This window comes from Kutzneria viridogrisea DSM 43870, from assembly GCF_000525635.1.
GTDB classification, from domain to species: Bacteria; Actinomycetota; Actinomycetes; order Mycobacteriales; family Pseudonocardiaceae; genus Kutzneria; species Kutzneria viridogrisea.
Genome location: NZ_CP007155.1, coordinates 6,087,556 through 6,111,560, shown reverse-complemented (window position 1 = coordinate 6,111,560; position 24,005 = coordinate 6,087,556). Strand labels below are relative to the sequence as shown.

Annotated in this window: 8 protein-coding genes; 5 read left to right on the top strand and 3 right to left on the bottom strand. The window is 70.1% G+C overall.

Translation table 11 applies throughout. The annotated features are described in order from the left end of the window. Position 1: 1 nt before the first annotated feature. Genes KALB_RS27105 through KALB_RS27095 form a run of 3 tightly spaced genes read right to left on the bottom strand, consistent with a single transcriptional unit; the run spans position 2 to position 4,817 of the window. Positions 2-1,144 carry an acyl-CoA dehydrogenase family protein gene (locus KALB_RS27105; protein ID WP_025358825.1) on the bottom strand — a complete coding sequence of 381 codons (1,143 nt, stop codon included), beginning with the start codon at positions 1,142-1,144 and terminating at the stop codon, positions 2-4. Next, complete coding sequence (locus KALB_RS27100) at positions 1,144-3,039, bottom strand: B12-binding domain-containing radical SAM protein (RefSeq protein ID WP_025358824.1); 1,896 nt, start codon at positions 3,037-3,039, stop codon at positions 1,144-1,146. Before KALB_RS27100 ends, KALB_RS27105 begins: the two co-directional genes overlap by 1 nt. Continuing rightward, positions 3,036-4,817: a non-ribosomal peptide synthetase gene (locus KALB_RS27095; protein ID WP_025358823.1), complete on the bottom strand. Its 1,782-nt coding sequence runs from the start codon at positions 4,815-4,817 to the stop codon at positions 3,036-3,038. The genes KALB_RS27100 and KALB_RS27095 overlap by 4 nt, the downstream gene beginning before the upstream one ends. A gap of 236 nt (positions 4,818-5,053) precedes the next feature. Here KALB_RS27095 and KALB_RS27090 point away from each other — a divergent pair, with 236 nt between their 5' ends. Genes KALB_RS27090 through KALB_RS27070 form a run of 5 tightly spaced genes read left to right on the top strand, consistent with a single transcriptional unit; the run spans position 5,054 to position 23,952 of the window. Next, a complete protein-coding gene (locus tag KALB_RS27090) occupies positions 5,054-18,526 on the top strand; it encodes a non-ribosomal peptide synthetase (RefSeq protein WP_025358822.1) in 13,473 nt (4,490 codons plus the stop codon). An 11-nt stretch (positions 18,527-18,537) separates the two neighbouring features. After that, positions 18,538-19,533: a ketoacyl-ACP synthase III family protein gene (locus tag KALB_RS27085; RefSeq protein WP_025358821.1), complete on the top strand. Its 996-nt coding sequence runs from the start codon at positions 18,538-18,540 to the stop codon at positions 19,531-19,533. Beyond that, positions 19,530-21,191, top strand: a complete 1,662-nt coding sequence (locus KALB_RS27080) for a non-ribosomal peptide synthetase (protein WP_025358820.1) — start codon at positions 19,530-19,532, stop codon at positions 21,189-21,191. Before KALB_RS27085 ends, KALB_RS27080 begins: the two co-directional genes overlap by 4 nt. Beyond that, positions 21,188-22,807 (top strand): tyrosine 2,3-aminomutase, encoded by a 1,620-nt coding sequence (gene cmdF / locus KALB_RS27075; protein ID WP_025358819.1) that lies wholly within the window; start codon positions 21,188-21,190, stop codon positions 22,805-22,807. Before KALB_RS27080 ends, cmdF begins: the two co-directional genes overlap by 4 nt. Continuing rightward, the gene (locus KALB_RS27070) at positions 22,789-23,952 is read left to right on the top strand and encodes a pyridoxal-phosphate dependent enzyme (RefSeq protein ID WP_030107731.1); all 1,164 of its coding nucleotides are present in this window, start codon (positions 22,789-22,791) and stop codon (positions 23,950-23,952) included. The genes cmdF and KALB_RS27070 overlap by 19 nt, the downstream gene beginning before the upstream one ends. Positions 23,953-24,005 lie beyond the last annotated feature (53 nt).

The following is a 24,005-nucleotide window of genomic DNA, read 5'->3' as shown; positions in this document are numbered from 1 at the left end:
GTCACAGCGGAAGGGACTGACCGATGATCTCCTTCATGATCTCGGTGGTGCCCCCGTAGATGCTCTGCACCCTGGCCTGCACGTAGGCCCGGCCGACCAGGGAGTCGGCGCTGTACCCGTAGCCGCCGTGCAGCTGCAGGCAGCGGTTCACGACGTCGGCGCACAGGTCGGTGTTCCACCACTTCGCCATCGCGGCCTGCTCCGAGGTCAACTCGCCCCGGTCGTGCTCCACCACGCACCGGTCGGTGAAGACGCGGGCCACCTGGACCGCGGTGGCCATCTCGGCCAGCTGGAACCGGTTGTGCTGGAACTGGCCGATCGGCCGGCCGAACGCGGACCGCATGCCGCAGTACCGCATGGTCTCGGCCAGCACCTGCTCGGCCAGCGCGAGCGAGGTGACCGCCACCGACAGGCGTTCGCGGGGCAGGTTCCGCATCAGGTAGCGGAAGCCCGCGCCGGCCTCGCCCAGCAGGTTCGCCCGGGGCACGAGCACGTCGTCGAAGGTCATCTCCACGGTGTCCAGCGAGTGCAGGCCGATCTTGGACAGCGGCTTGCCCACGGTCAGCCCCGGCAGCGGCGGCTCCAGCACGAGCAGGCTGGCCGACCGGGGGCCGGCCGCCGGGTCGAGCGCGACCACCAGGACCAGCCCGGCCAGCAGCCCGTGGGTGACGAAGGCCTTGCGGCCCCGCAGCCGGTAGTGGCCGTCGCCCTCCCGGTGCGCGGTGGTGGTGATCGCCGCGATGTCGCTGCCGGTGTCCGGCTCGGTGATGGCGATGGTGGCGATCAGCTCGCCGGAGCAGAAACCCGGCAGCCAGCGGCGTTTCTGTTCCGGCGTGCCCAGACCGTCCAGGTAGCCGCCGACGATCTCGCAGTGCAGGTTGAAGGCCGGGCTCAGCGTGCCGGCCCTGGCCATCTCCTCGCCCCGCACCACGTGGTAGCGGTAGTCTCGGACCCCGCCGCCGCCGTACTCGATGTCGATCTCCGGCGCCAGCAGGCCCTGGCGCCCCGCCGCCAGCCAGACGTCCCGGTCGACGACGCCGGCCTCCTCCCACTTGGGCAGGTTGGGCGTGAGCTCGCGGGCGATGAACTCCCGGACGATCTCCCGGAACGCGCGGTGGTCGTCGGTGAAGATGTCCCGTGCCATCACAGTGTGCTCAGCCCCATCGGCTGACAGGTCGGCAGCAGGGTGCGCAGCCGCTGGATCATCACGTGGCAGTAGCTGGCGTTCTGCTCGATGGTGTGGTGGCGGGGGACCGGCATCTTGCCGTCGCGCGGGTGCTCGAAGCACAGCCCGGTCGTGGGCTCGGACACCAGCCGCAGATCCACCGGCAGCTGTGCCAACGCCTCGGGCAGCGACACCACGATCCTGGTGTCCTCGACCTCCAGCAGCCGCGCCTCGGTCAACTCGACGCCGGGTGCCTGCACTGGCTCGCGGTAGATGTAGGGCCGGGCGACCAGGTCCAGGTCGGTGGCACAGCGGGCGCCGGCGTCGGACCACCACGGCTGGGAACGGGCGAAGTCCAGCAGCAGCGCGTCGAAGGCGTGCCGGTGCGAGTGCAGCACGAGGTGCGCCGCCTTGCCGATGTTGAGCAGGTCGTAGTTGTCGGCGGTGGCCACCGAGTCCGCGACGAAGCGGCACAGCTCGTTGTCCGCCCGCTGCCAGAAGCTCGTCGCCGCGGTGAAGAAGTCCTCATAGGACTGAAGGCCGCTGCGGTCCAGGTAGCCGGCGAGGTGGTAGGCGCCGCGGGCGTTGTAGAGGCTCTGCACCAGGTAGTAGAACCAGGTGCCCTGCTCGCACTCGGCCCGGTCCACCCACCGGGTCGCCACCACCACGTCGGCCTCCGCCACGGGATCCGGCGCCCGCTCCACCTCGATGCCCATCGTCTCCCGCTGCTCGTACAGCGCGGTGTTGTGCAGCAGCAGCTGCGGGTAGACGGTGAGCGTGTCCGCCTCCAGCCGGCACAGCCGGGCGATCCCGGCCTTGAAGGTCTCCAGCGTCTCGCCGGGCAGCGGCCAGATCATCTCGATGAAGGAGCTGATCCGCTTCTCGTTCAGGCTGCGCTGCAACTCGGTGTAGGTGGCCTCCCGGATGTTCTCCCGGTCGATCAGCCGCAGCGTGTCGGTGTTCACCGTCTGCAGCGAGATGGGCTGGCTGGTGACCAGGCCGCCGCGCACCAGGATCTCGGTGATCTCGGCCACCCGCTCCGGCCGGTTCTTCGCGGCGGCCAGCACCATCGAGGTGGGGAAGCCGAACTCCTCCTGGCAGCTCACGATGTGCTTGCTCAGCTCCACGTCCCTCGGCGACAGCCCCCAGTTGGCGTCGGCGATGAAGACGCTGGCCACGCCGTGCTCGGCGATCCACCGGATGTCCCCGCGCACGCGGTCCTCGTCGAACTTGTAGACCTTGGAGTTGGTCGCCGCGCCCCAGAAGCAGAATCCGCAGTGGAACGGGCAGCCGCGGTTGGTCTCCAGCACGGTGAACGTGTAGTCCTGGCCGTCGAACAGCCCGGCGGCGAACGGGGACGGCACGTCGTCGAGGGTGCGCAGCCGGGGCGGTTTGTCGGTGGTCACCAGCTCGCCGTGGCCGGTCCGGAAGGTCACGCCCGAGACCTCGGCGAGGTCCGGCTCGTCGACGAGCATCTGCCGCAGGAACTCGTAGCAGGGCTGCTCGCCCTCGCCGTTGCACACCACGACGTTGTTGGCGCCGGCCGGGATGTAGTCCGCGCCGTGGTTCATCACCTGCGCCCCGCCGAGCAGGAACCAGGCGTCGGGCCGTTCGGCCAGGAGTCCGGCCAGCAGCCGCCGGATCAGCCCGGTGTTCCAGATGTAGCAGCTGAACGCGTAGACGTCGCTGTCCAGGTCCAGCAGTTCGGCGAGGATCTGCTCGGGGTCCTGGCGCAGGCTGCGGGAGTAGAACCGGAAGTCCACCGACGCCGCGATGACGGGGTCCTGCATCGCGTAGGCCTGGAGGTAGCCGGACACCAGCGGGACTGTGTTGTCGTAGACCGAAAGCTCGACGAAGGTGACGTGCTTGGTCATCGGGGCACCGCCGTTCGACGTTGTTCCCGCAGCGCGGCCGCGAGGTCCCTGAGCACGGGGTGGGCGTAGACGTCGTCGGGGCGCAGGACGAGCCCCCGGTGCCGCGACCGGCCGACCAGCCGGCTGACCCGCAGCGAGTCCCCGCCGATCTCGAAGAAGTTGTCGTGCGGGTTCACCTCGGTGGCGCCGAGGACCTCCAGCCAGGCCTCGGTCAGCGCGCGTTCCACCTCGTCAACGGGTTCCGGCGCCGGTTCGGCCCCCGGTTGACGCAGCGGCAGCTGGGCCAGAGCCCGCCGATCCACCTTGCCGTGCTCGGTCATCGGCAGCTGTTCGGTCGGCACCACCATCGCCGGAACCATGTAGTCGGGCAACCGCGCCTGGAGGAAACGGCGCAGTGCCACCGGGTCCACCGAGCCGTCGCGAGCGGTGACGTAGGCGAGCAGTTGCCGGTCCCGACCGATGACGACCGCGCGTCGGACAGTGGGGTGCGACTGCAGCACCGGCTCGACCTCGCCGGGGTCCACCCGGATTCCCCGGACCTGCACCTGGTCGTCGACCCGGCCGAGGAAGTGCAGTTGCCCGTCCGGCGCCCGCCGCACCAGGTCGCCGGTGGCGTAGGCCCGCGCTGCCGGTTCCGTGCGGAACGGGTCGGCCCAGAACTGGTTGTGCTCGGGAGAGCCCAGGTATCCCCGGGCCACGCCGACACCACCGAGGTGCAGCTCGCCCGGCTCGCCGTCTGCGACTGGGCGACGCCGTTCGTCCAGCACGTAGGCGAGTACGCCGGGTATCGGCGCACCGATCGGCGGCGGTTCGTCCGGCGGACCACCGGGGGGCACCTCGCAACACGTGGCCACCACCGTGCACTCGGTCGGCCCGTAGTTGTTGTGCAGCCGGAAGGGCAGCGCCGCGTCGGGGTAGCCGGTGAGCCGATCGCCGCCGACCAGCATGTCCCGCAGGCAGCCGTGGTCCGGCCACGGCAGCTCCAGCAACTGCTCGGCCAGCGGCGTGGGCACGAAGGTGGTGGTGATCCCGGATCGGCACAGCCAGTCGCGCAGCTCGGCCGGGGCGGTCAGCAGGGCAGACCCCACGACGTGCAGCGTGGCCCCGGCGGCCAGGCAGGGCCAGACCTCCAACGCGAAGGCGTCGAACGAGGGGCGGGCCAGCTGGGTGAGGTGGTCCTCGGGACCCACCTGATGCCGATCGAGGTACCAGTCCACGAGATTGGCCAGTCCGGCGTGTTCGACCAGCACGCCCTTGGGCGCACCGGAGGAGCCGGAGGTGTAGTTGAGGTAGGCCACGGCATCGTCCGGCACGGGCTCGGAAGGCCGTGCCGGTGTGCCGATCAGCAGCGGGCGCTGCGCGGCCGTCACGTCCACTGGCGACAACCCCTCCACCCCCGTGGTGGCCCACAGTTCGGGACGGGTGATCACCACCCGGGCCGCGCTGTCGTCGAGCAGCAGACGGGTCCAGGCGGTGGGCTGCCGGACGTCGAGCATCAGGTACGCGGCGCCGGCCGCCAGCACGGCCGCCGCGGCGAGCACGCAGTCCACCGAGCGCTCCAGGTACACCGCGACCCGCTCGTCCTGCCGGACCCCGAGTTGGCGCAGCCGGTCGGCCAGGGCGTCCACCCGTTGCTGGAGTTCGCCGTAGGTGACGGAGGTGTGCTCGTCCACCACGGCGACCGCCGCCGAGCGGCGGGCCGCCCACTCCGCGATCCGTTCCGGGACGGTGGTGCGGCGGGCGCTGTCTGCGCGCGGGCTTTGGCTTGCCTGCAGCACTCGGAGCCTCCTCGCGTGGTGGAGCTACTCCTTTCAGTCTGGGAGGAACCTCGCGCGGGCGACCATGGGACCTTGGTCCTGCTGTCGGTGATCGTGAGTGGCACTCGTCTACCTGGGGCTGGGACCAAGGTCCCATGGTCCGCTCCGCTTCGCTGGCCTAAGACTGAAGATCGGGAGGTCCGCTTCATCGCGTGAGGAGGCCGACGGGTGCAGGCGATTCGGCAGCGGAGCTGTTCGTGCTGAGGGAGCAACCGCCGGCCCCGGACCTGGTCACGATGTTCCAGGCACAGGCGCGCGCGACACCGGAGGCCGTGGCGGTCGTCTTCGAGGACACCGCGCTCACCTTCGGCCAGCTCGACTCCCGGGCGAACCAGCTCGCGCACGCGCTCGTCGCCGAGGGGGTGGGCGCGGAACGTGTTGTCGCGCTGATGCTCCCCCGATCGGCCGAGATGGTCGTCGCGCTGCTGGCCGTGCTGAAGGCCGGCGGCGTCTGTCTGGCGGTTGACCCGCGATATCCCGCCGACCGCATCGGTTACCTGCTCGGTGACGCCCGACCGGTGCTCCTGCTCGCCGACCGCCACACGACGGATCGGATGCCGGCCGGGAACGGCACTCCGGTGCTGGTGCTCGACGATCCGGTCACCGCCGCCACGGTCGCCAGCTGCCCGGATGCCGACCTCGCGCCGGTCGACCCGGCGCAGGCGGCGTACGTGATCTACACCTCCGGGTCCACCGGGCGTCCCAAGGGCGTGGTCGTCAGCCACAGCAATGTGCTCAACAGTTTCCACGGCTACCGCGAGAACGCCTACGCGATGTCGGTGCGGTCGGTCGGCGATCGCCGGCTGCGGGTCGTGCTGACGGCCTCGCTGTCCTTCGACGCGTCCTGGAGCCACCTGTTCGCGATGTTCGCCGGGCACGAACTGCACATCGTGGACAACACCGTCTGGGCCGACCCGGACGCGGCGGTCTCCTACCTCGTCCGGCACCGGATCGACCACATCGGCAGCACGCCCTCGTACGTGCGACTGCTGCTGTCCCACGGCCTGCTCACCCACCCCTGGCGGCCGGTCACCGTCGGGGTGGGCGGCGAGCCGGTGCCCCCGCGGCTGTGGGCGGAACTCCGGGCGGCGGACGGCCTGAACTCGTACAACGCCTACGGCCCGACGGAGTGCACGATCGCCCCGCTCATCACCTCGCTGGAGGTGTCACCGGAGCCGGTGGTCGCCGGGCCCGTCCCGAACACCCGGGTCTACGTGCTGGACGACCGCTTGCGGCCGGCCGAGACCGGCGAACTGTACGTGTCGGGCGACGGCGTGGCCCGGGGGTACCTGGGACGGCCCGGACTGACGGCCGAGCGGTTCGTGCCCGATCCGTACGGACCGCCCGGCGCCAGGATGTACCGGACCGGGGACGTGGTCACGCGGCGGGGCTCGGCGTTCGAGTTCCGCGGCCGGGTCGACGACCAGGTCAAGGTACGCGGGTTCCGCATCGAGTTGCCCGAGGTCGAGGCGGTGCTCGGCGAGCACCGGGATGTCGGCCAGGTCGCGGTGATCGTCCGGGAGGACCGGCCGGAGGACAAGCGCCTGGTGGCCTACGTGGTGCCGGCGAGGGAGCGGCCGCGGCCGGAGCTGGTGCGGGAGCACGCGCGGAGTCGGTTGCCGGAGTACATGGTGCCGTCGGCCGTTGTCGTGCTGGACAGCCTGCCGATCGGGGTGAACGGCAAGGTCGACCCGTCCGCGCTGCCCGCGCCGGAAGCGCCCCCGACCCTCGGCTGTGGCCCGAGCACGCCACGAGAGAATGTCCTGTGTGGACTGTTTGCCGAGGTGTTGGGCATATCTCAGGTCGGTGTCGATGACGACTTCTTCGCGCTGGGCGGTCATTCGCTGCTGTCCACCCGGCTGATCTCCCGGGTCCGCGCAGAGTTGGGTGCTGAGCTGACGCTGCGCACGCTGTTCGACAACCCCACCGTCGCCCGGCTCGCGGCCACGATGAACACTGCCGGACCGGCCCGACCGGCGCTGACCGCCGGTGCGCGTCCGCCCGTTGTCCCGTTGTCGTTCGCCCAGCACCGCCTGTGGTTCCTCGATCAGTTGGAGGGCCCGAACGCCACCTACAACATCCTGCTGGCCTGGCGGCTGTCCGGACCGCTCGACCATTCGGCGCTGCGATCCGCGCTGACCGACGTGATGGCCCGCCACGAGAGTCTGCGGACGGTTTTCCCGCAGACCGAGGGCGTTCCCCACCAGGTGGTCGTGGACGCCGCCGCGACACCGGACCGCACCCGGGTCGACGACTTGCCCGCGGCGCTGGCGAATACCGGACAGCACAAGTTCGATCTCGCTGAGGAACCGCCGGTTCGGACGGAGTTGCTCGAGCTGGCGCCGGACGAGCACGTGCTGGTCCTGCTCGTGCACCACATAGCCGCCGATGGTTGGTCCATGCGGCCGTTGACCCGGGACCTCACCGCCGCCTACACCGCCCGCTGCCAAGGACGGCACCCGGAGTGGGCGCCGTTGCCGGTGCAGTACGCGGACTACACGCTGTGGCAGCGAAATCTGCTGGGCGATCCGTCCGATCCGTCCAGTCTCTTCGCCACCCAGCTCGCGTACTGGACCGATGCGCTGGCTGGCCTGCCGGACTGCCTGCGTCTGCCGACCGACCGGCCGCGCCCGGCCATCCCGTCCTACCAGGGCGGCACCGTGCGAATGCGGTTCGACCCGGAGCTGCATCGTGACCTGGCGGCGCTGGCTCGGCGGCTCGGGGCGAGTGTGTTCATGGTGTTGCAGGCGGGATTGGCGGTCGTGCTCGGCAAGTTGGGGGCTGGCAACGACATCCCGGTGGGTTCCGCTATCGCCGGTCGCACCGACCAGGCCCTCGACGATCTGGTCGGCTTTTTCGTCAACACCCTGGTGCTGCGGACGAACACCGCCGGCGACCCGACCTTCGCCGAGTTGGTCAAGCGGGTCCGGGAGACGGCGCTGGACGCCTACGCCCACCAGGACCTGCCGTTCGAGTGCCTGGTCGAGGCGCTCAACCCGGAGCGTTCGCTGGCCTACAACCCGTTGTTCCAGGTCATGCTGGTGCTGGACAACGATCCGCGAACCGAGTTCACGCTGCCGGGACTGGACGTCAGCCAACTTCCCCCACCGGGCAATGCCGCGAAGTTCGACCTGGCCTTCCGGCTGACGGAGCGGCCCAGCCTGACCGGGGTTCTCGAGTACGCCACCGACCTGTTCGAACACGGCACCGCCGAGGCGCTGGTGCAACGGTGGCAACGCCTGCTGTCCGAGGCCGTCGCTGATCCCGACCGTCCGCTCAGCCGGTTCGACGTGGAGCCGCTCGCGGTCCTCCGCCCAGACTCGCCCGGCGTCGCCGAGAACAAAGTCGGCCGACTCCCGCGCACGCCCCAGGAGCAGGTGCTGTGCGACCTGTTCGCCGAAGTGCTGGGACGTCCTCGGGTCGGTGTCGACGACGACTTCTTCGCACTGGGCGGCCATTCGCTGATGACCACCCGGCTGACCGCCCGCATCAGGGCGACCCTGGGCGTGGAAGTGCCGCTGCGCGAGCTGTTCCAGAAGCCCACGGTGGCCGGTATTGCCGCCAACCTGGCCGCTGCCGGGCCGGTGCGGCCGGCCCTGACCGCGAGCGAATGCCCGGATGTCCTACCGCTGTCCTTCGCCCAGCACCGGCTGTGGTTCCTCGACCAGTTGGAAGGTCGGAGCGCCAACTACAACATCCCGTTCGCGCTGCGGCTTTCCGGTCGGCTCGACCGCTCGGCGCTGCAATCCGCGCTGACCGACGTGATGGCCCGCCACGAGAGTCTGCGGACGGTTTTCCCGCAGGCCGAAGGCGTTCCGTACCAGCAGGTCGTGGACGCGGTGGCAACGCTGGAGGCCAGGCCGGTCGATGATCTGTCGGCCGCGGTGGAGAGTGTGACGCGGTGCCAGTTCGATCTGGCGGTGGAGCTGCCGATTCGGACGGTGTTGTTCGAGTTGGCCGCGGATGTGCATGTGTTGTTGCTGGTGGTGCATCACATTGTGGCTGATGGCTGGTCGATGCATCCGTTGTCACGTGATCTTGCCACGGCGTATGCAGCTCGTTGTCGGGGTATGGAGCCGGATTGGGCTCCGTTGCCGGTGCAGTATGCGGATTACACGGTGTGGCAGCGGAGTCTGCTGGGTGATCAGTCCGATGAGGACAGTCTGGCCGCCGAACAGCTGGCTTATTGGGCCGAGGCGCTGGCCGGGGTGCCCGATCAGCTGGAGCTGCCCACGGATCGCCCCCGCCCGGCCGTGTCGACGTATCAGGGCGAATGCGTGCCGGTTCGGCTGGAGGCCTCGCTGCATCGCGACCTGGTCGCCCTCGCCCGTCAGTGCGGGGCGAGTGTGTTCATGGTGTTGCAGGCGGGTTTGGCTGCTCTGCTCACCAAGCTGGGGGCTGGAAACGACATTGCGTTGGGTAGTCCGATCGCCGGTCGTACCGATCAGGCGCTTGACGACTTGGTCGGGTTTTTCGTCAACACGCTGGTGTTGCGGACCGACACCTCCGGCAATCCGACTTTCACCGAGTTGGTGAAGCGGGTTCGCGAGACGGCGCTGGACGCCTACGCCCATCAGGATGTTCCGTTCGAGTACCTGGTGGAAGTCCTCAATCCCACCCGCTCACTGTCCCACCACCCCCTCTTCCAGATCATGCTCGCCCTGGACACCGCGCCGCGCGCCCAGTTCGCACTGCCGGGCCTGGATGTCACGCTGCTGCCGACCCCGACCGTCACCGGCGCGTTCGACCTGGCGTTCAGCCTGTCCGAGCGGCACAGTCCGGATGGCCTCCCGGACGGCATCGTCGGCACCATCGAGTACTCCACGGACCTGTTCGACCAGGCCACCGTGACCACGCTGCTGGCCCGGTGGCAACGCCTGCTGGCCGGGGCGGTCACTGCCCCGGACCACCCGCTCAGTCGGATCGAAATCCTGAGCGCCAACGAGCTGCGCCACCTGGTCGACCACAACGACACCAGCGCCCCGGTCCCGACCGACACCCTGCCCGCCCTGTTCGCGGCCCAGGCGGCACGCACCCCGGACGACACCGCCGTCGTGTTCGGCGAAACCACTCTCACCTACGCACAGCTCAACGCTCGCGCGAACCAACTGGCCCGCCTGCTGATCGACCGAGGAGTCGGTCCGGAATCACTGGTGGCACTGCTCATGGAGCGGTCGGCCGACGCGATCGTGGCGCTGCTGGCGGTGCTCAAGGCCGGCGGCGCGTACGTGCCGATCGATCCCGGCTACCCGGCCGCCCGGATCGACGCCATGCTCGACGGCGTTCGGCCGGTCTGTGTGCTGACCGCGACCAACATGGCCGCGGCGGTCGAGTACCCGGACACCGACTTCGAGGCGCCGATCCACCCGGAGCACCCGGCGTACGTGATCCACACCTCCGGCTCCACCGGCGCGCCCAAGGCCGTGGTCGCCACCCACCGCGGCATCGTCAACCTGTTCCACCACCACCGGGCGAACCTGTTCGCGCAGACCATGGCGAAGGCCGGTCGCCAGCGGCTGCGCATCGCCCAGACCTCCTCGCTGTCGTTCGACGCCTCGTGGGACCAACTGTTGTGGATCTTCGCCGGGCACGAGCTGCACGTGGTGGACGACGCCACCTGGTCCGACCCCGACGAATTCGTGCGCCACGTCGCCGAGCGGCACATCGACTACCTGGACACCACGCCGTCGTACCTGCGGCAACTGGTGGTCGGCGGGCTGCTCGACGGACCCGGCTGGCATCCGGTGACGGTCATGGTGAGCGGCGAGGCCACCTCCGAGCAGTTCTGGGCGGAACTGCGGGCGAAGCCGGAGACGCTGGCGTTCAACTTCTACGGCCCGACCGAGTGTGCGGTCGACTCGCTCACGGCCTCGCTGGGCGACTCACCCACCCCCGTGCTGGGCCGCCCGGTGACCAACACCCAGACCTACGTGCTGGACGCGGCGCTGCGACCGGTGCCGCCGGGCGTGGTGGGCGAGTTGTACGTGGCCGGCGTCGGACTGGCGCGCGGGTACCTGGGGCGGCCCGGACTGACGGCTGAGCGGTTCGTGGCCGACCCGTTCGGGCCGCCAGGGACCCGGATGTACCGGACCGGTGACCTGGTTCGGTGGCGTGACGGCGGGCTGGAGTTCGTGGGTCGGGCCGACGACCAGGTCAAGCTGCGCGGGTTCCGGATCGAGCTGGGCGAGATCGAGGCGGTGCTGCGGGCCCATGACGGGGTCGACCAGGTCGTGGTGGTGGTGCGCGAGGACCGCCCGGGCGATCAGCGACTGGTGGCGTACGTCGTGACGGCGCAGCGGCCGGAGGTGCTGCGCGCGTACCTGCGGGAGCGGTTGCCGGACTACATGGTGCCGTCCACCTACGTGGTGCTGGAAAGCCTGCCGTTGGCGGCCAGCGGCAAACTGGACCGGGCCGCGCTGCCGGCGCCGGAGATGCCGTCCGCGGTTGGCCGGGCGCCGCGAACCCCGCAGGAGCAGTTGCTGTGCGGGCTGTTCGCCGAGGTGCTGGGCGTGCCCGGGGTTGGGGTGGACGACGACTTCTTCGCCCTGGGTGGGCATTCGCTGCTGGCCACCCAGCTGGCGGCCCGCGTGCGGGCGACTCTCGGCGTGGAACTGGGGCTACGGCTGGTGTTCGAGGTCCCGACAGTGGCCGGTATGGCGGCCGGCCTGGACCAGATGGGACGGGCCCGGCTGGCGTTGACCGCGGGGGAGCGGCCGGCCGCGGTGCCGTTGTCGTTCGCGCAACAGCGGCTGTGGTTCCTGCACCAGTTGGAAGGCCCCAACTCCACCTACAACGTGTCGCTCGCCCTGCGCCTGTCCGGCGAGCTCGACCGTAGCGCGCTTCAGACGGCGCTTCGTGATGTCGTGCTGCGGCACGAGAGTCTGCGCACGGTCTTCCCACAGGTGGAAGGCGTGGCGTACCAGGAAATTCTGGATCGCACCCCCACCCTGGAGGTTACGCGGGTCGACGAACTGTCGGAGTCGCTGTTGGCGGCCATGGAACACAACTTCGATCTCGCCTCGGAACTGCCGATCCGGACCGCGTTGTTCGAGCTCGCCCCGGACGAGCACGTGTTGCTGATCCTGGTGCACCACATCGCCGCCGACGGCTGGTCGTTGAGCCCGTTGGCGTTGGATCTGGCACAGGCGTACGCGGCGCGACGGCAGGGACAGGACCCGCAGTTGCCGCCACTTCCGGTGCAGTACGCGGACTACACGCTGTGGCAGCGGAGTCTGCTGGGTGATCAGTCCGATGAGGACAGTGTCTTCGCCGAGCAGCTGTCCTATTGGACCGAGACGCTGGCCGGGTTGCCGGACCAGCTGCAACTGCCCACCGACCGCCCGCGTCCGCCGGTCGCCTCCTACCGCGGCGATCACGTGTTCGTCCGCCTGGATGCCGGCCTGCACGCCGAGCTGGTGGAGTTGGCCCGTCGGTGCGGGGCGAGTGTGTTCATGGTGTTGCAGGCGGGGTTGGCCGCTTTGCTGACCAAACTGGGTGCCGGCAACGACATCGCCCTGGGTAGTCCGATCGCCGGCCGCACCGACCAGGCCCTCGACGACCTGGTCGGGTTTTTCGTCAACACGCTGGTGCTGCGGACCGACACCGGTGGCGACCCCACCTTCACCGACCTGATCAAGCGGGTCCGGGAGACGGCGCTGGACGCCTACGCCCATCAGGACGTGCCGTTCGAATACCTGGTGGAAGTCCTCAATCCCACCCGCTCCCTGTCCCGGCACCCCCTCTTCCAGATCATGTTGGCGCTGCACAACGCCCCGCAGACCGATTTCACCCTGCCTGGCCTGGACGTCGAGTTCGTGTCCACTCCCACCACCACCGCCAAGTTCGACCTGTCGTTCGACCTCACCGAGCGGCGCGGTCCCGGCGGCGCCGCCGAGGGCATCGGCGGTGTCCTGGAATACGCCACGGACCTGTTCGACCGGGCCGGCGTCGAGGCCTTCGTGGCCCGCTGGGTGCACCTGCTGGAAACCATGGTCGCGGTTCCCGAACTGACGATCAGCCAGGTCGACGTGCTCAGTGCCGAGGAACGACACCAGCTGCACACCTACAACGACACCGCCGCCCCGGTTCCCGTGATCAGCCTGCCGGCGATGTTCGAGGCCCAGGTGCGGGCCACCCCGGACGCGCCGGCCGTGGTGTTCGAGGAGACCACCGTCACCTACGCCCAGCTCAACGCCTGGGCCAACCAGTTGGCGCACGCCCTGATCGCCCGCGGCGTCGGCGCCGAGCAGATCGTGGCGCTCGCGCTGCCCCGGTCGGCCGAGATGATCGTGGCGCTGCTGGCCGTGTTCAAGACCGGCGCCGCCGGCCTGCCGGTGGATCCGGAGTACCCGGCCGAGCGGATCTCGTTCATGCTCAGCGATGCTCGGCCGTCCTTCTTGTTGACCCACGCCGGTTTCGCACCTGCGGACACGCCCCGGCTGGTGGTGGACGATCCGGTGACCGCCGCGGAGATCAGCCGCGGCCCGGAGACCGATCCCGGCCCGCGAGCCGAACCCGCGAACGCGGCGTACGTGATCTACACCTCCGGTTCCACCGGCACCCCCAAGGCCGTGGTCATGTCCGGCGGCGGCTTGCTGAACCTCCTGCTGTGGCACCGCACGGCCTTCCCTGGTGGCCCCGGGGCCCGCACCGCACAGTTCACCGCGCTCAGCTTCGACGTGTCGGTGCAGGAGGTCCTGTCCACCCTGATGTACGGAAAGACGCTGGTGGTGCCGACCGACGAGGTGCGGCACGACTCCGCCCTGCTGGCCGAGTGGCTGGACCGGCACGAGGTCACGGAACTGTTCGCGCCGAACCTGGTCGTGCGCAGCCTCGCGCAGGCCGCCAACGAACAGGGCCGGAGCCTGCCCTGCCTACTGGACATCGCGCAGGGCGGCGAGCCACTGGTGCTGGACAGCGAGGTGCGCGAGTTCTTCCAACGAGCCCCGGGCCGGCGGCTGCACAACCACTATGGGCCTTCGGAGACGCATGTCATCACCACCTACATGGTGCCCGAAGATCTCGACTGTCCGCAGCCGGCGCCGATCGGCCGGCCCATGCCCAACTCCCGGGTGCACGTGCTGGATTCCGCGTTGCGGCTGGTGCCGCCGGGTGTGGTGGGGGAGCTGTACATCAGCGGCCTGTCCATGTCCCGCGGATACCTGCGTCGGCCGGGGCTGACCGCCCAGCGGTACGTGGCCGATCCCTACGGGCCGGCCGGGAGCCGGATGTACCGGACCGGGGACCTCGTCCGCTGGCACGACGGTGAGCTGGAGTTCGTCGGCCGGGTCGATCACCAGGTGAAGGTGCGGGGGTTCCGGATCGAGCTGGGGGAGATCGAGTCGGTGCTGCGCGCCCATCCCGGCGTGGACCAGGTCGCCGTGGTGGCGCGCGAGGATCGGCTGGTGGCCTACGTCGTGTCGGCGGAACGAGGTGAGGTGCTGCGCGGCTTCGTTCGCGACCGGCTGCCGGAGTTCATGGTGCCGTCGGTGTTCGTGCCACTCGAACGCCTGCCGCTCACGGTGAACGGCAAGCTGAACCGGGCCGTCCTACCGGTGCCGGAGCTGGCCGCGGTGCGCGGTCGTGCGCCGCGCACCCCGCAGGAGGAGCTCCTCTGCGGGCTGTTCGCCGAGGTGCTGAGGGTTGCTCAGGTCAGCGTCGATGACGACTTCTTCGCGCTGGGTGGGCATTCCCTGTTGGCCACACGGTTGATCGCCCGCATCCGGACGACTCTGGGCGTGGAAGTGAGTCTGCGCGCCCTGTTCGACAACCCCACGGTCGCGGGCGTGGCGCGGCTGCTGCGTGGCGCGGACGAGGCCCGACCGTCGTTGGCGGCGGGGGAGCGTCCGGATGTCGTGCCGTTGTCCTTCGCCCAACACCGACTCTGGTTCCTGCACCAGTTGGAGGGCGTCAGTCAGAACATCGCCCTCACCCTGCGCCTGTCCGGCCAGCTGGACCGTGGCGCGTTGCAGGCCGCGTTCGCCGATGTGGTGACCCGTCACGAAAGTCTCCGCACCGTGTTTCCGCAGACGGACGGGGTGGCCCGCCAACAGGTTGTCGGCACCGTGCCCTCGCTGCTGATCACCCGGATCGACGAGTCCGAGCTGTCGGCCGCGGTGGAGAGCGCGACGCGGTGCCAGTTCGATCTGGCGACGGAATTGCCGATCCGGACGGTGTTGTTCGAGTTGGCCGCGGATGTGCACGTGTTGGTGCTGGTGGTGCATCACATCGCCGCCGACGGCTGGTCGATGTACCCGTTGTCGCACGATCTGACCACGGCCTATGCCGCTCGTTGTGAGGACAGGGCGCCGGACTGGTCGCCGCTGCCGGTGCAGTACGCGGACTACACGGTGTGGCAGCGAAGTCTGCTGGGTGACCAGTCCGATGAGGACAGTCTCGTCGCCGAGCAGTTGGCCTATTGGACCGAAGCGCTGGCCGGGTTGCCGGACCAGCTGGAACTGCCCACCGACCGGCCGCGCCCGGCCGTCAACTCCTACCGCGGTGACGGGGTGCCGGTACACCTCGACGCGGAACTGCATCGTGACCTGGCGGCGCTGGCTCGGCGGCTCGGGGCGAGTGTGTTCATGGTGCTGCAAGCGGGTTTGGTGGCTGTGCTCGGCAAGTTGGGGGCCGGCAACGACATCGCGGTGGGTTGCCCGATCGCCGGCCGTACCGACCAAGCCCTCGACGATCTGGTCGGGTTCTTCGTCAACACCCTGGTGCTGCGGACGAACACCAGTGGCAATCCCACTTTCACCGAATTGGTGAAGCGGGCTCGGGAGACGGCGCTGGACGCCTATGCCCATCAGGATGTTCCGTTCGAGTACCTGGTGGAAGTCCTCAACCCCACGCGGTCCCTGTCCCACCACCCGTTGGTCCAGGTCATGCTGGCGCTCCAGAACGCCCCGGAACTGGACTTCTCCTTGCCCGGCCTCGACATCAGCCAGGTCCCGACGCCCGTCACCACCGCGGAGTTCGATCTCGCGTTCAGCCTCTGGGAGCGGCGCGGCTCCGACGGCACGGTCGACGGCGTGCACGGCGTCCTCGAGTACAGCACCGACCTGTTCGACCGCAGCAGCGTCGAAACCCTCGTCACCCGCTGGACCGGCCTGCTGCGGGCGTTGATCGCCGACCCGGACCGCCGCATCGGACAGTTCGACGTCCTCACCGACGACGAGCGAGACCGGTTGCGTGCCTACAACGACACCGCCACCCCGATCCCGACCGCGACCATGGCGACCCTGTTCGAACGACAGGAACCCGACGCCGTGGCCCTCGTGGACGCCGGAATCGAACTGACCTACCGGGAGGTCAACGAGCGGGCCAACCGCCTGGCCTGGCTGCTGATCGAGCAGGGGATCGGCCCGGAACGGATCGTGGCGTTGCGGATGCGCCGGTCCGCCGAGCTGGTCATCGCCCTGCTGGCCGTGCTCAAGGCCGGCGGCGCGTACCTGCCGGTGGATCCGGAGTACCCGGCCGAGCGGATCTCGTTCATGCTGAGCGACGCCCAACCGGCGTTGGTGCTGACCGAGATCCCCACCGCCGCGGCGACGTACCCGGCGGACAACCCCGCGATCCCGGTGCTGCCGGCCAACTCCGCGTACGTGATCTACACCTCTGGCTCGACCGGAAGGCCGAAAGCGGTGGTCAACACCCACGTCGGGGTGGCCAGCCTCGCCGTGTCGCAGACCGAGCGGTACGCGATCGGGCCGGGCGACCGGGTGCTCCAGTTCTCCTCACCCAGCTTCGACCTGTCGGTCATCGAGCAGCTGATGGCGTTCCCGGCCGGTGCCGCCCTGGTGATCCCGCCGCCGATCCCGCTGGCCGGCTCCGCCCTCGCCGAGGTGCTCGCCGAGCAACGGATAACCCACGCGTTCATTCCGACAGCCACGCTGACCACCGTGCCCGTGCAACCCCTGCCGGCGCTGCGCACCCTCGTGTTCGGCGGTGAGATCTGCCCGCCGGCGCTGGTGGCGGCCTGGGCCACCGGCCGGCGGATGGTCAACGCGTACGGACCCACCGAGAGCACGGCCTGCGCCAGCATGACTGATCCGCTGGCCGACACCATCCCGCTGCCACCGTCGCTCGGCCGGCCGGTGGCGAACACTCAGCTGCACGTGCTGGACCCCGGCCTGCGTCCCGTGCCGCCAGGTGTGGTGGGGGAGCTGTACCTCGGTGGTCTGGGGGTGGCTCGGGGCTATCTGAATCGGCCCGCGCTGACGGCCGAACGGTTCGTGGCCGATCCGCACGGCCCGGCCGGGAGCCGGATGTACCGGACCGGCGACCTCGTGCGGTGGCGTCCGGACGGGGACCTGGAGTTCGTCGGCCGGGCCGATCACCAGGTGAAGCTGCGGGGGTTCCGGATCGAGCTGGGCGAGATCGAGACCGTGCTGCGCGACCACCCCGAGGTGGCCGAGGCCGTGGTGACGGCGCGGGACAACCGGCTGGTGGCGTACGTGGTGCCACCGGTGGACGCCCCGGCGCTGCGGCGGTTCATGCGGGACCGGTTGCCGGAGTTCATGGTGCCGTCGGTGCTCGTGCCGCTGGAAAGCCTGCCGCTGTCGGTGAACGGCAAACTCGACCGCCTCGCCCTGCCGGAGCCCGACGTGGTCTCCACCGGCGGCCGGGCGCCGCGAACCCCGCAGGAGGAACTGCTGTGCGGGCTGTTCGCGGAGATCCTCGGCGTGCCGAGGGTCAGCATCGACGACGACTTCTTCGCGCTGGGCGGGCATTCCCTGCTGGCCACCCGGCTGATCGCCCGCATCGGCGCGACCCTGGGCGCCGAGCTGGGGCTGCGCACCCTGTTCGAGCACCCGACCGTGGCCGAGCTGGCGACCCGCCTGGACATCGACGAGCCCGCCGACGCCGTGGACGTGATCCTTCCGTTGCGGGCCAAGGGCAGTCGGCCGCCACTGTTCTGCATCCACCCGGCCGGCGGCCTGGGCTGGGCCTACAGTGGCCTGCTCCGGCATCTCGACCCGGACCGTCCGATCTACGCGGTGCAGGCCCACAACCTCGCCGGGACCGGCCCGCTGCCGACCTCGGTGCGGCAGATGGCCGCCGACTACGTCGACGAGATCCGCGCGGTGCAGCCGACCGGTCCCTACCACCTGCTTGGCTGGTCCTTCGGCGGTCTGGCCGCCCACGCGGTGGCCACCGAGTTGCACCGGCGCGGGGAGCGGACCGCCACGCTGGCCATGCTCGACTCCTGCCCGGTGTGCGATCTGCCCGAGAAACCGGTGCCCAGCGAGCGCAGCATCCTGGCGCTGCTGCTCCTGCTGTTCGGGACCCCGCAGGACGGCGAGCCCGTGCGGTTCACGCTGGACGGCACGCCGGACACCGACGACCCGGTCACCTTCGAGCAGTTCGTGGCCATCCTGCGCGGCCGGGGCAGCGCGCTGGCCAGCCTGTCCGAGCGGCACGTGACGGCGATCGCGGACACCATGCTGAACAACACCCGGCTGGCGCCCGAACACGTCCCGGACTTCTTCCCCGGCGACCTGTTGCTGTTCACGTCCACATTGGACCCAAGGGTGGCGACTCCCGAGGCGTGGCGGCCCTATGTCGGCGGCGCGATCGAGAACCACGACATCGTCAGCCGCCACCACCGCATGACCCAACCCGAGTCACTGGCCCAGATCGGGCCGATCCTGGCCGCCAAACTCCGCTGAGGGGAGCCCAGATGCACACACCCGAGCTGTACGTCGCGGGCCTTGGCGCCTACCTGCCCGCGCGGGTCAGCACAGCCGACGCCGTGTCCCGGGGTTGGTACTCCGCCGAGCAGGCCGACGCCAGCGGTATCACCTCGGTGTGTGTCGCCGACGAGCACGTGGCCGCCGAGATGGCCGTGCTGGCGGCGAAGGAGGCGCTGGGCAGTTCGCCGCCACCGGTGCGGGCGGTGCTGCACGCCTACCTCAACTCGCAGGGCGCTCGGTACTGGAGCGCCGCGCCGTACATCGCGTTGCACACCCTCGGCACCGGAGTGCCCGGCTACGACATGCTCCTGTCGTGCAACGGCGGCCTGGCCGCGGTGGAGCTGGGGGCGCGACTGCTCGCCGACGGCGGCGGCCACGTGCTGGCCACCGCGGCCGACCGGTTCGACACGGTGGGCTTCGACCGGTGGAACTGCGACTCCCAAACGGTGTTCGGCGACGGTGCCGGTGCGATGCTGCTGAGCACACACGGCGGCTTCGCTCGAATCACCGCCATCGCGACCGGCATCGACAACGGCCTGGAGGCCGAGTCGCGCGGTGACGGGTTCCCGCCCGATGCCGGGCCGGTGGACTTCACCGGGATGCGCGAGCGGTACCTGAACCACGTGATGCCCGTGCCCGAACACCTGGAGCGGATCAAGGACGTGATCACGGCGACGCTCAAGCAGGTGCTGGACGAGGCCGGCGTCACTCCCGACCGGATCACCCGCGCGGTGCCGGTCGTGGCCACCCAGCCGGTGATTCTCGGCCTGTTCCAACGCATCCTGGGCCTCGACGACGCTCTGTCCACTTGGGACTTCGGTGCGACGACCGGGCACCTGGGCGCCGCCGACAACCTGGTCGGCCTGCACCACCTGGTGACGACCGGCGCCGTGCGCCCCGGCGACACGGTGTTGCTGGTCGGTGGGGGCAGCGGCTTCACCTGCACGCTGGCGGTCGTCGAGGTGACGGAGCCGGTGCCATGAACGTGCGGGAACGGCTGGCCGAACACGACCCGGACCGGCCGGCCGTGCACAGCGCCAAGGGCGTGACCAGCTACGGTGAGCTCGCGGAACTGGTGAACCGGTGCGCGGCGGTGCTGCGTGCACTGGGGTTGGCCCCCGGCGAGATCCTGGCCGTGGAGCTGGACGAGGGCCTGCCGGCGGTGATCGCGTTGGTGGCCGCGTTGCGGGCCGAGGTGCCCTTTGTCTGGCTGGACCCCGCCTACCCGCCGATGCGCCGCGAGCAGGTGGTGCGGGACTGCCGGCCGGCGGCGCTGCTCACCTGGGAAGGCGGCCGACCCGTCGTCCGCCGTGTCGGCGGCCGGCCGGTGACGGTGCCGGCGGACACCGGCTGTGTGGTGTACACCTCAGGCTCCACCGGCATTCCCAAGGGAATCGTGCAGCGCCGCGTCAATCTCGACCAGTTCACCCGCTGGTTCGCCGCGGAGTTGGCGCTGGCGCCGGGAAGCCGGATGTTGCAGTGGGCCATGATGACCTACGACGCCGCCTACGCCGAGGTGCTCGCGGCGCTGTACGCCGGGGCGACCCTGGTGGTGCCGTCCGCCGGCGAGAAGGCCGATCCGGTCCGGATCGCCGCGCTGGTCGGCGAGCAGCGGATCAGCCACCTGCTGACCGTTCCCAGCCTGTGCCGGGCGCTGTTCGCCGCCCGCCCCGACCGGCCGCTGCCCGAGGTCGGATCGCTGAGCCTGTTCGGCGAGGTGCTGCCACCGAATCTGCTCACGGCCGCGACCCGTCTCCTGCCCAACGCCGAGATCCGCAACTTCTACGGGCCCACCGAGTGCACCCTGGCCACCTGGTACCGCGTGCCGCCCGGGTTCACCGGCGAGGTGGTGCCGATCGGGCGCCCCATCCCGGGGCGCGAGATCCTCCTGGACGGCGGCGAGGTCCTGGTCCGCTCCCGCTACCTCGCGCACGGCTACCTGGGCCGCGAACACGAGACGGCACAACGGTTTCTGGCTGACCCGGACGGTGATCCGGCGATCCGGGTGTACCGCACCGGCGACCTCGGACGGTACGACGCGGACGGGGAGTTGGTGTTCGTCGGCCGGCTGGACGACGAGGTGAAGATCCGCGGCGTGCGGGTCCGGCTCGGCGACATCGAGGCGGCCTTGTTGACCGCGCCCGATGTCGCCGAGGTGGCCGTGCGGCTGCACGGCGTCGACCAGGTGGCGCCGAAGATCGTCGCGTACGTTGCCGCGCACCCCGACCGCCGGCCGGATGTGACCGCGTTGCGCCGCCACGCGGTGCGCGCGCTGCCGCCGGTCATGGTGCCCGCCCACTACGTGCTGCTCGACGAGCTGCCCCGCACGTCGACCGGCAAGGTGGACCGGGCGGCGCTGCCCGTGCCAGTGCAGGCGCCCCACGGCGGCTCGCCCAGCGGTGAACTGGAGCGGGAGCTGGCCTGCATCTGGCGGGAGGCCATCGGATGCGCCGAGGTCGGTGTGGACGACGACTTCTTCGGAGTCGGCGGCTACTCCCTACTCGCCCCGAAGGTGGTGGCCCAGGTGCGGGTCCGGCTGGGTCTGGCCGTGCCCCAGCGGGCGGTGTTCGACCACTCCCGGTTCGGCGACTTCGCCGCCTACCTCACCACACTGCGCGCGCCCACGAAGGAGCAACCATGATTGTCCTTGATGGCTACGGCCTCAGTCCGGAACAGCTGTCCACGATCGCCTTCGACGGCGAACGGGTCGAGGTGGCGGCGGACAGCCTCGCGACGCTGGGCGACACGTTCGACCGGGTGCAGCGGTGGGGCGAGCAGCGGGTGCCCATCTACGGCGTGAACACCGGCTTCGGCGAGCTCGCGCACGTGGTGGTCGGCCCGGAGTGGCAGACCGAGCTCCAGGTGAACCTGCTGCGCAACCACGCGACCGGGGTAGGAGCGGTGTTCGACGAGGTGGTGACCAGGGCGATCCTGGCCGCCCGGCTGAACTGCCTGGCCCGCGGCTACTCGGGGGCCAGCCCGGCCGTGGTGCGGATGCTGGTGGAGTTCCTCAACCGCGGGGTGCACCCGCTGATCCCGCAGCAGGGTTCGTTGGGGGCCAGCGGGGACATCTCCCCGTTGTGCCACATGGCGTTGCCGATCATCGGCGAGGGCCAGGTGGTGCACGGCGGTGTGCGGCGGGACAGTGCCGGGGTGCTGGCCGAACTCGGTCTGGAGCCGGTGACCCTGGGGTTCAAGGAGGGGCTCGCACTGATCAACGGCACCTCGGCATCCACCGGGGCCGCCGCCATGGCGCTGGTGCGGGCGGAGGCCCTGCTCCGGCTCGCGGTGTTCCTGTCCAGCCTGTACGTGCAGTGCCTGCGCGGCAGCACCAGGGCGTTCGACGCGCGCGGACACGAGCTGAAGGGCCACCCCGGCCAGATCGCCGTGGCGGCGTCGCTGCGCGAACTGCTCGAAGGCAGCGCCCTGACCCGCGAGCACGTCGACCTGATGAAGGAGATCAGCTCGCGCACCCAGGACAGCGAGGGCGTCGTCGACGCCGGGGTCTACATCCAGTCCGCCTACACGCTGCGCTGTGTGCCCCAGGTGCTCGGCCCGATCCACGACACCATGCGGTACTGCCGGGCCGTGCTGACCCGCGAGCTGAATTCCTCCAACGACAACCCGCTGATCTTCGATACCGCCGAGGAGTCCTTCCACGGCGGCAACTTCCACGGTCAGTACGTCGGCATGGCCTGCGACTACCTCGGTGTCGCGCTGACCGAGCTGGGCGTGCTGGCCGAGCGGCAGATCAACCGTCTGGTCGACCCCCACCTCAACGGGGAGCTGAGCGACTTCCTGGCCCTGGACAACAGCGGGCTGTCCTCCGGGCTGAGCGGGACCCAGTACCTGGCCACCAGCATCGCCGCGGAGAACCTGGATCTGGCCGCGCCCGCGTCGGTCAAGACGCTGCCCTCCAACGCGGGCAACCAGGACATCGTGAGCATGAGCCTGAACTCGGCCCGCAAGGCGCTCACTCTGTGCGAGAACGTCGGCACCATGCTCGCCGTGCTGGCCGGCTGCCTGTTCCAGGCCGGTCACCTGCTCGGCGCGCAGCGGCTCAGCCCGGCCGCCGCTGCCTGGCACTCGGCGCTGGCCGGGCAGGTGACCGCCTACCGGGACGAGGCTCCGGTCTACCAGATGGTCGACCGGGTTCGGGAGTTCGCGCTGCTGGGGGAAGGCCGGCAGATCGTCGGGAAGTTCGTGAACCTGGCCGCAACCAATCCCGTGGAGACGTCTTGTTCAACACCCTGCTGAACCTGGCCGCGTACTGCCCGAACACCGTGCTGGACCCCGAAACCGGTAATCCGATCACCCTGGACCGGCTGGCCGCCGTGCTGCCGCCCTCGCTGGCCGAGTTGGAGCTGTCCACCGATCCGGTGGTGCCGGTGCCCGAGCCGCTGCGGGAGAGTTTCGCCCGCTACCGCCCGACTCCGCTGTTCGAGGCGACGGCGTTCGCCGAGGCGGTCGGGAATGGTTGCCGCGTGTTCGTCAAGGACGAGGGAGCGACGCCTTCGGGCAACCACAAGGCGAACAGCGCCTGGTGGGTCGCGTACCACTGCGCGCAGGACGGCACAGCGAAGATCACCACCGAGACGACGGGCAACTGGGGGATCGCACTGGCCCTGGCGGCGGCCGAGTTCGACATCGAGGTGCTCTGCTTCATCGACGAGGCCAGTTTGCGGGCAAGGCCGGACCGCGCGGAGCTGATGCGTGCCGCCGGCGCCCGGGTCGAGGTGGTCCACCCCGAGGACTCCGGCCAGTTCGATCCGCTCGTGCTGTCCGCCAACCACGCGGTCGACTACACCCGGCGGCAGCCGGGCGCCCGCTACGTGTTCGGCAGCGTCTACAACTACTTCATCCTGCCGCAGACGATCGTCGGGCTGGAGGCCCGCGAACAACTCGGCGAACTGCGACCGGACGTGGTGGTGGGCAGCTGCGGTGGCGGGGCCAACCTGCTCGGTATCTCGGGCGCCTTCCTCGCCGACCGTCTGGCGGGGTCGGACGGACCCGAGGTGGTGTGTGCCGAGTCCGAGCTGTGCCCGATCGTCAGCAAGGGCGTACTGGGCCAGTACTCGATCGACAACCAGGGCTTCTACCCGAAACTGCACACGTACGGGTTGGAGCGGCTGCTCGGCGCTGATTACATCGGCGGCCTCGGGTCCACGATAGTGGCGGCCCCGGTCGCCCGCTGCCACGCCGAGGGCCTGATCCGGACCACCACTGTCAGCATCGGCCAGGCGCAGGCCGCCGCCGCGCTGTTCGCCAGGACCGAGGGCCGCAGGGTGGCCCTTGAGACCGGGTACCAGCTGGCCGCGGTGATCGCCGAAGCACGCCGTGGCCCGGGCCGGTCGATCCTGGTGAACATCAGTTCAATCGGGCAGGCCGCCATGTTCGCATGACCATGTTTCGGGTTTTCATGAAAGAGTTCGGGTATGATGTGCCGTTCTTTCGT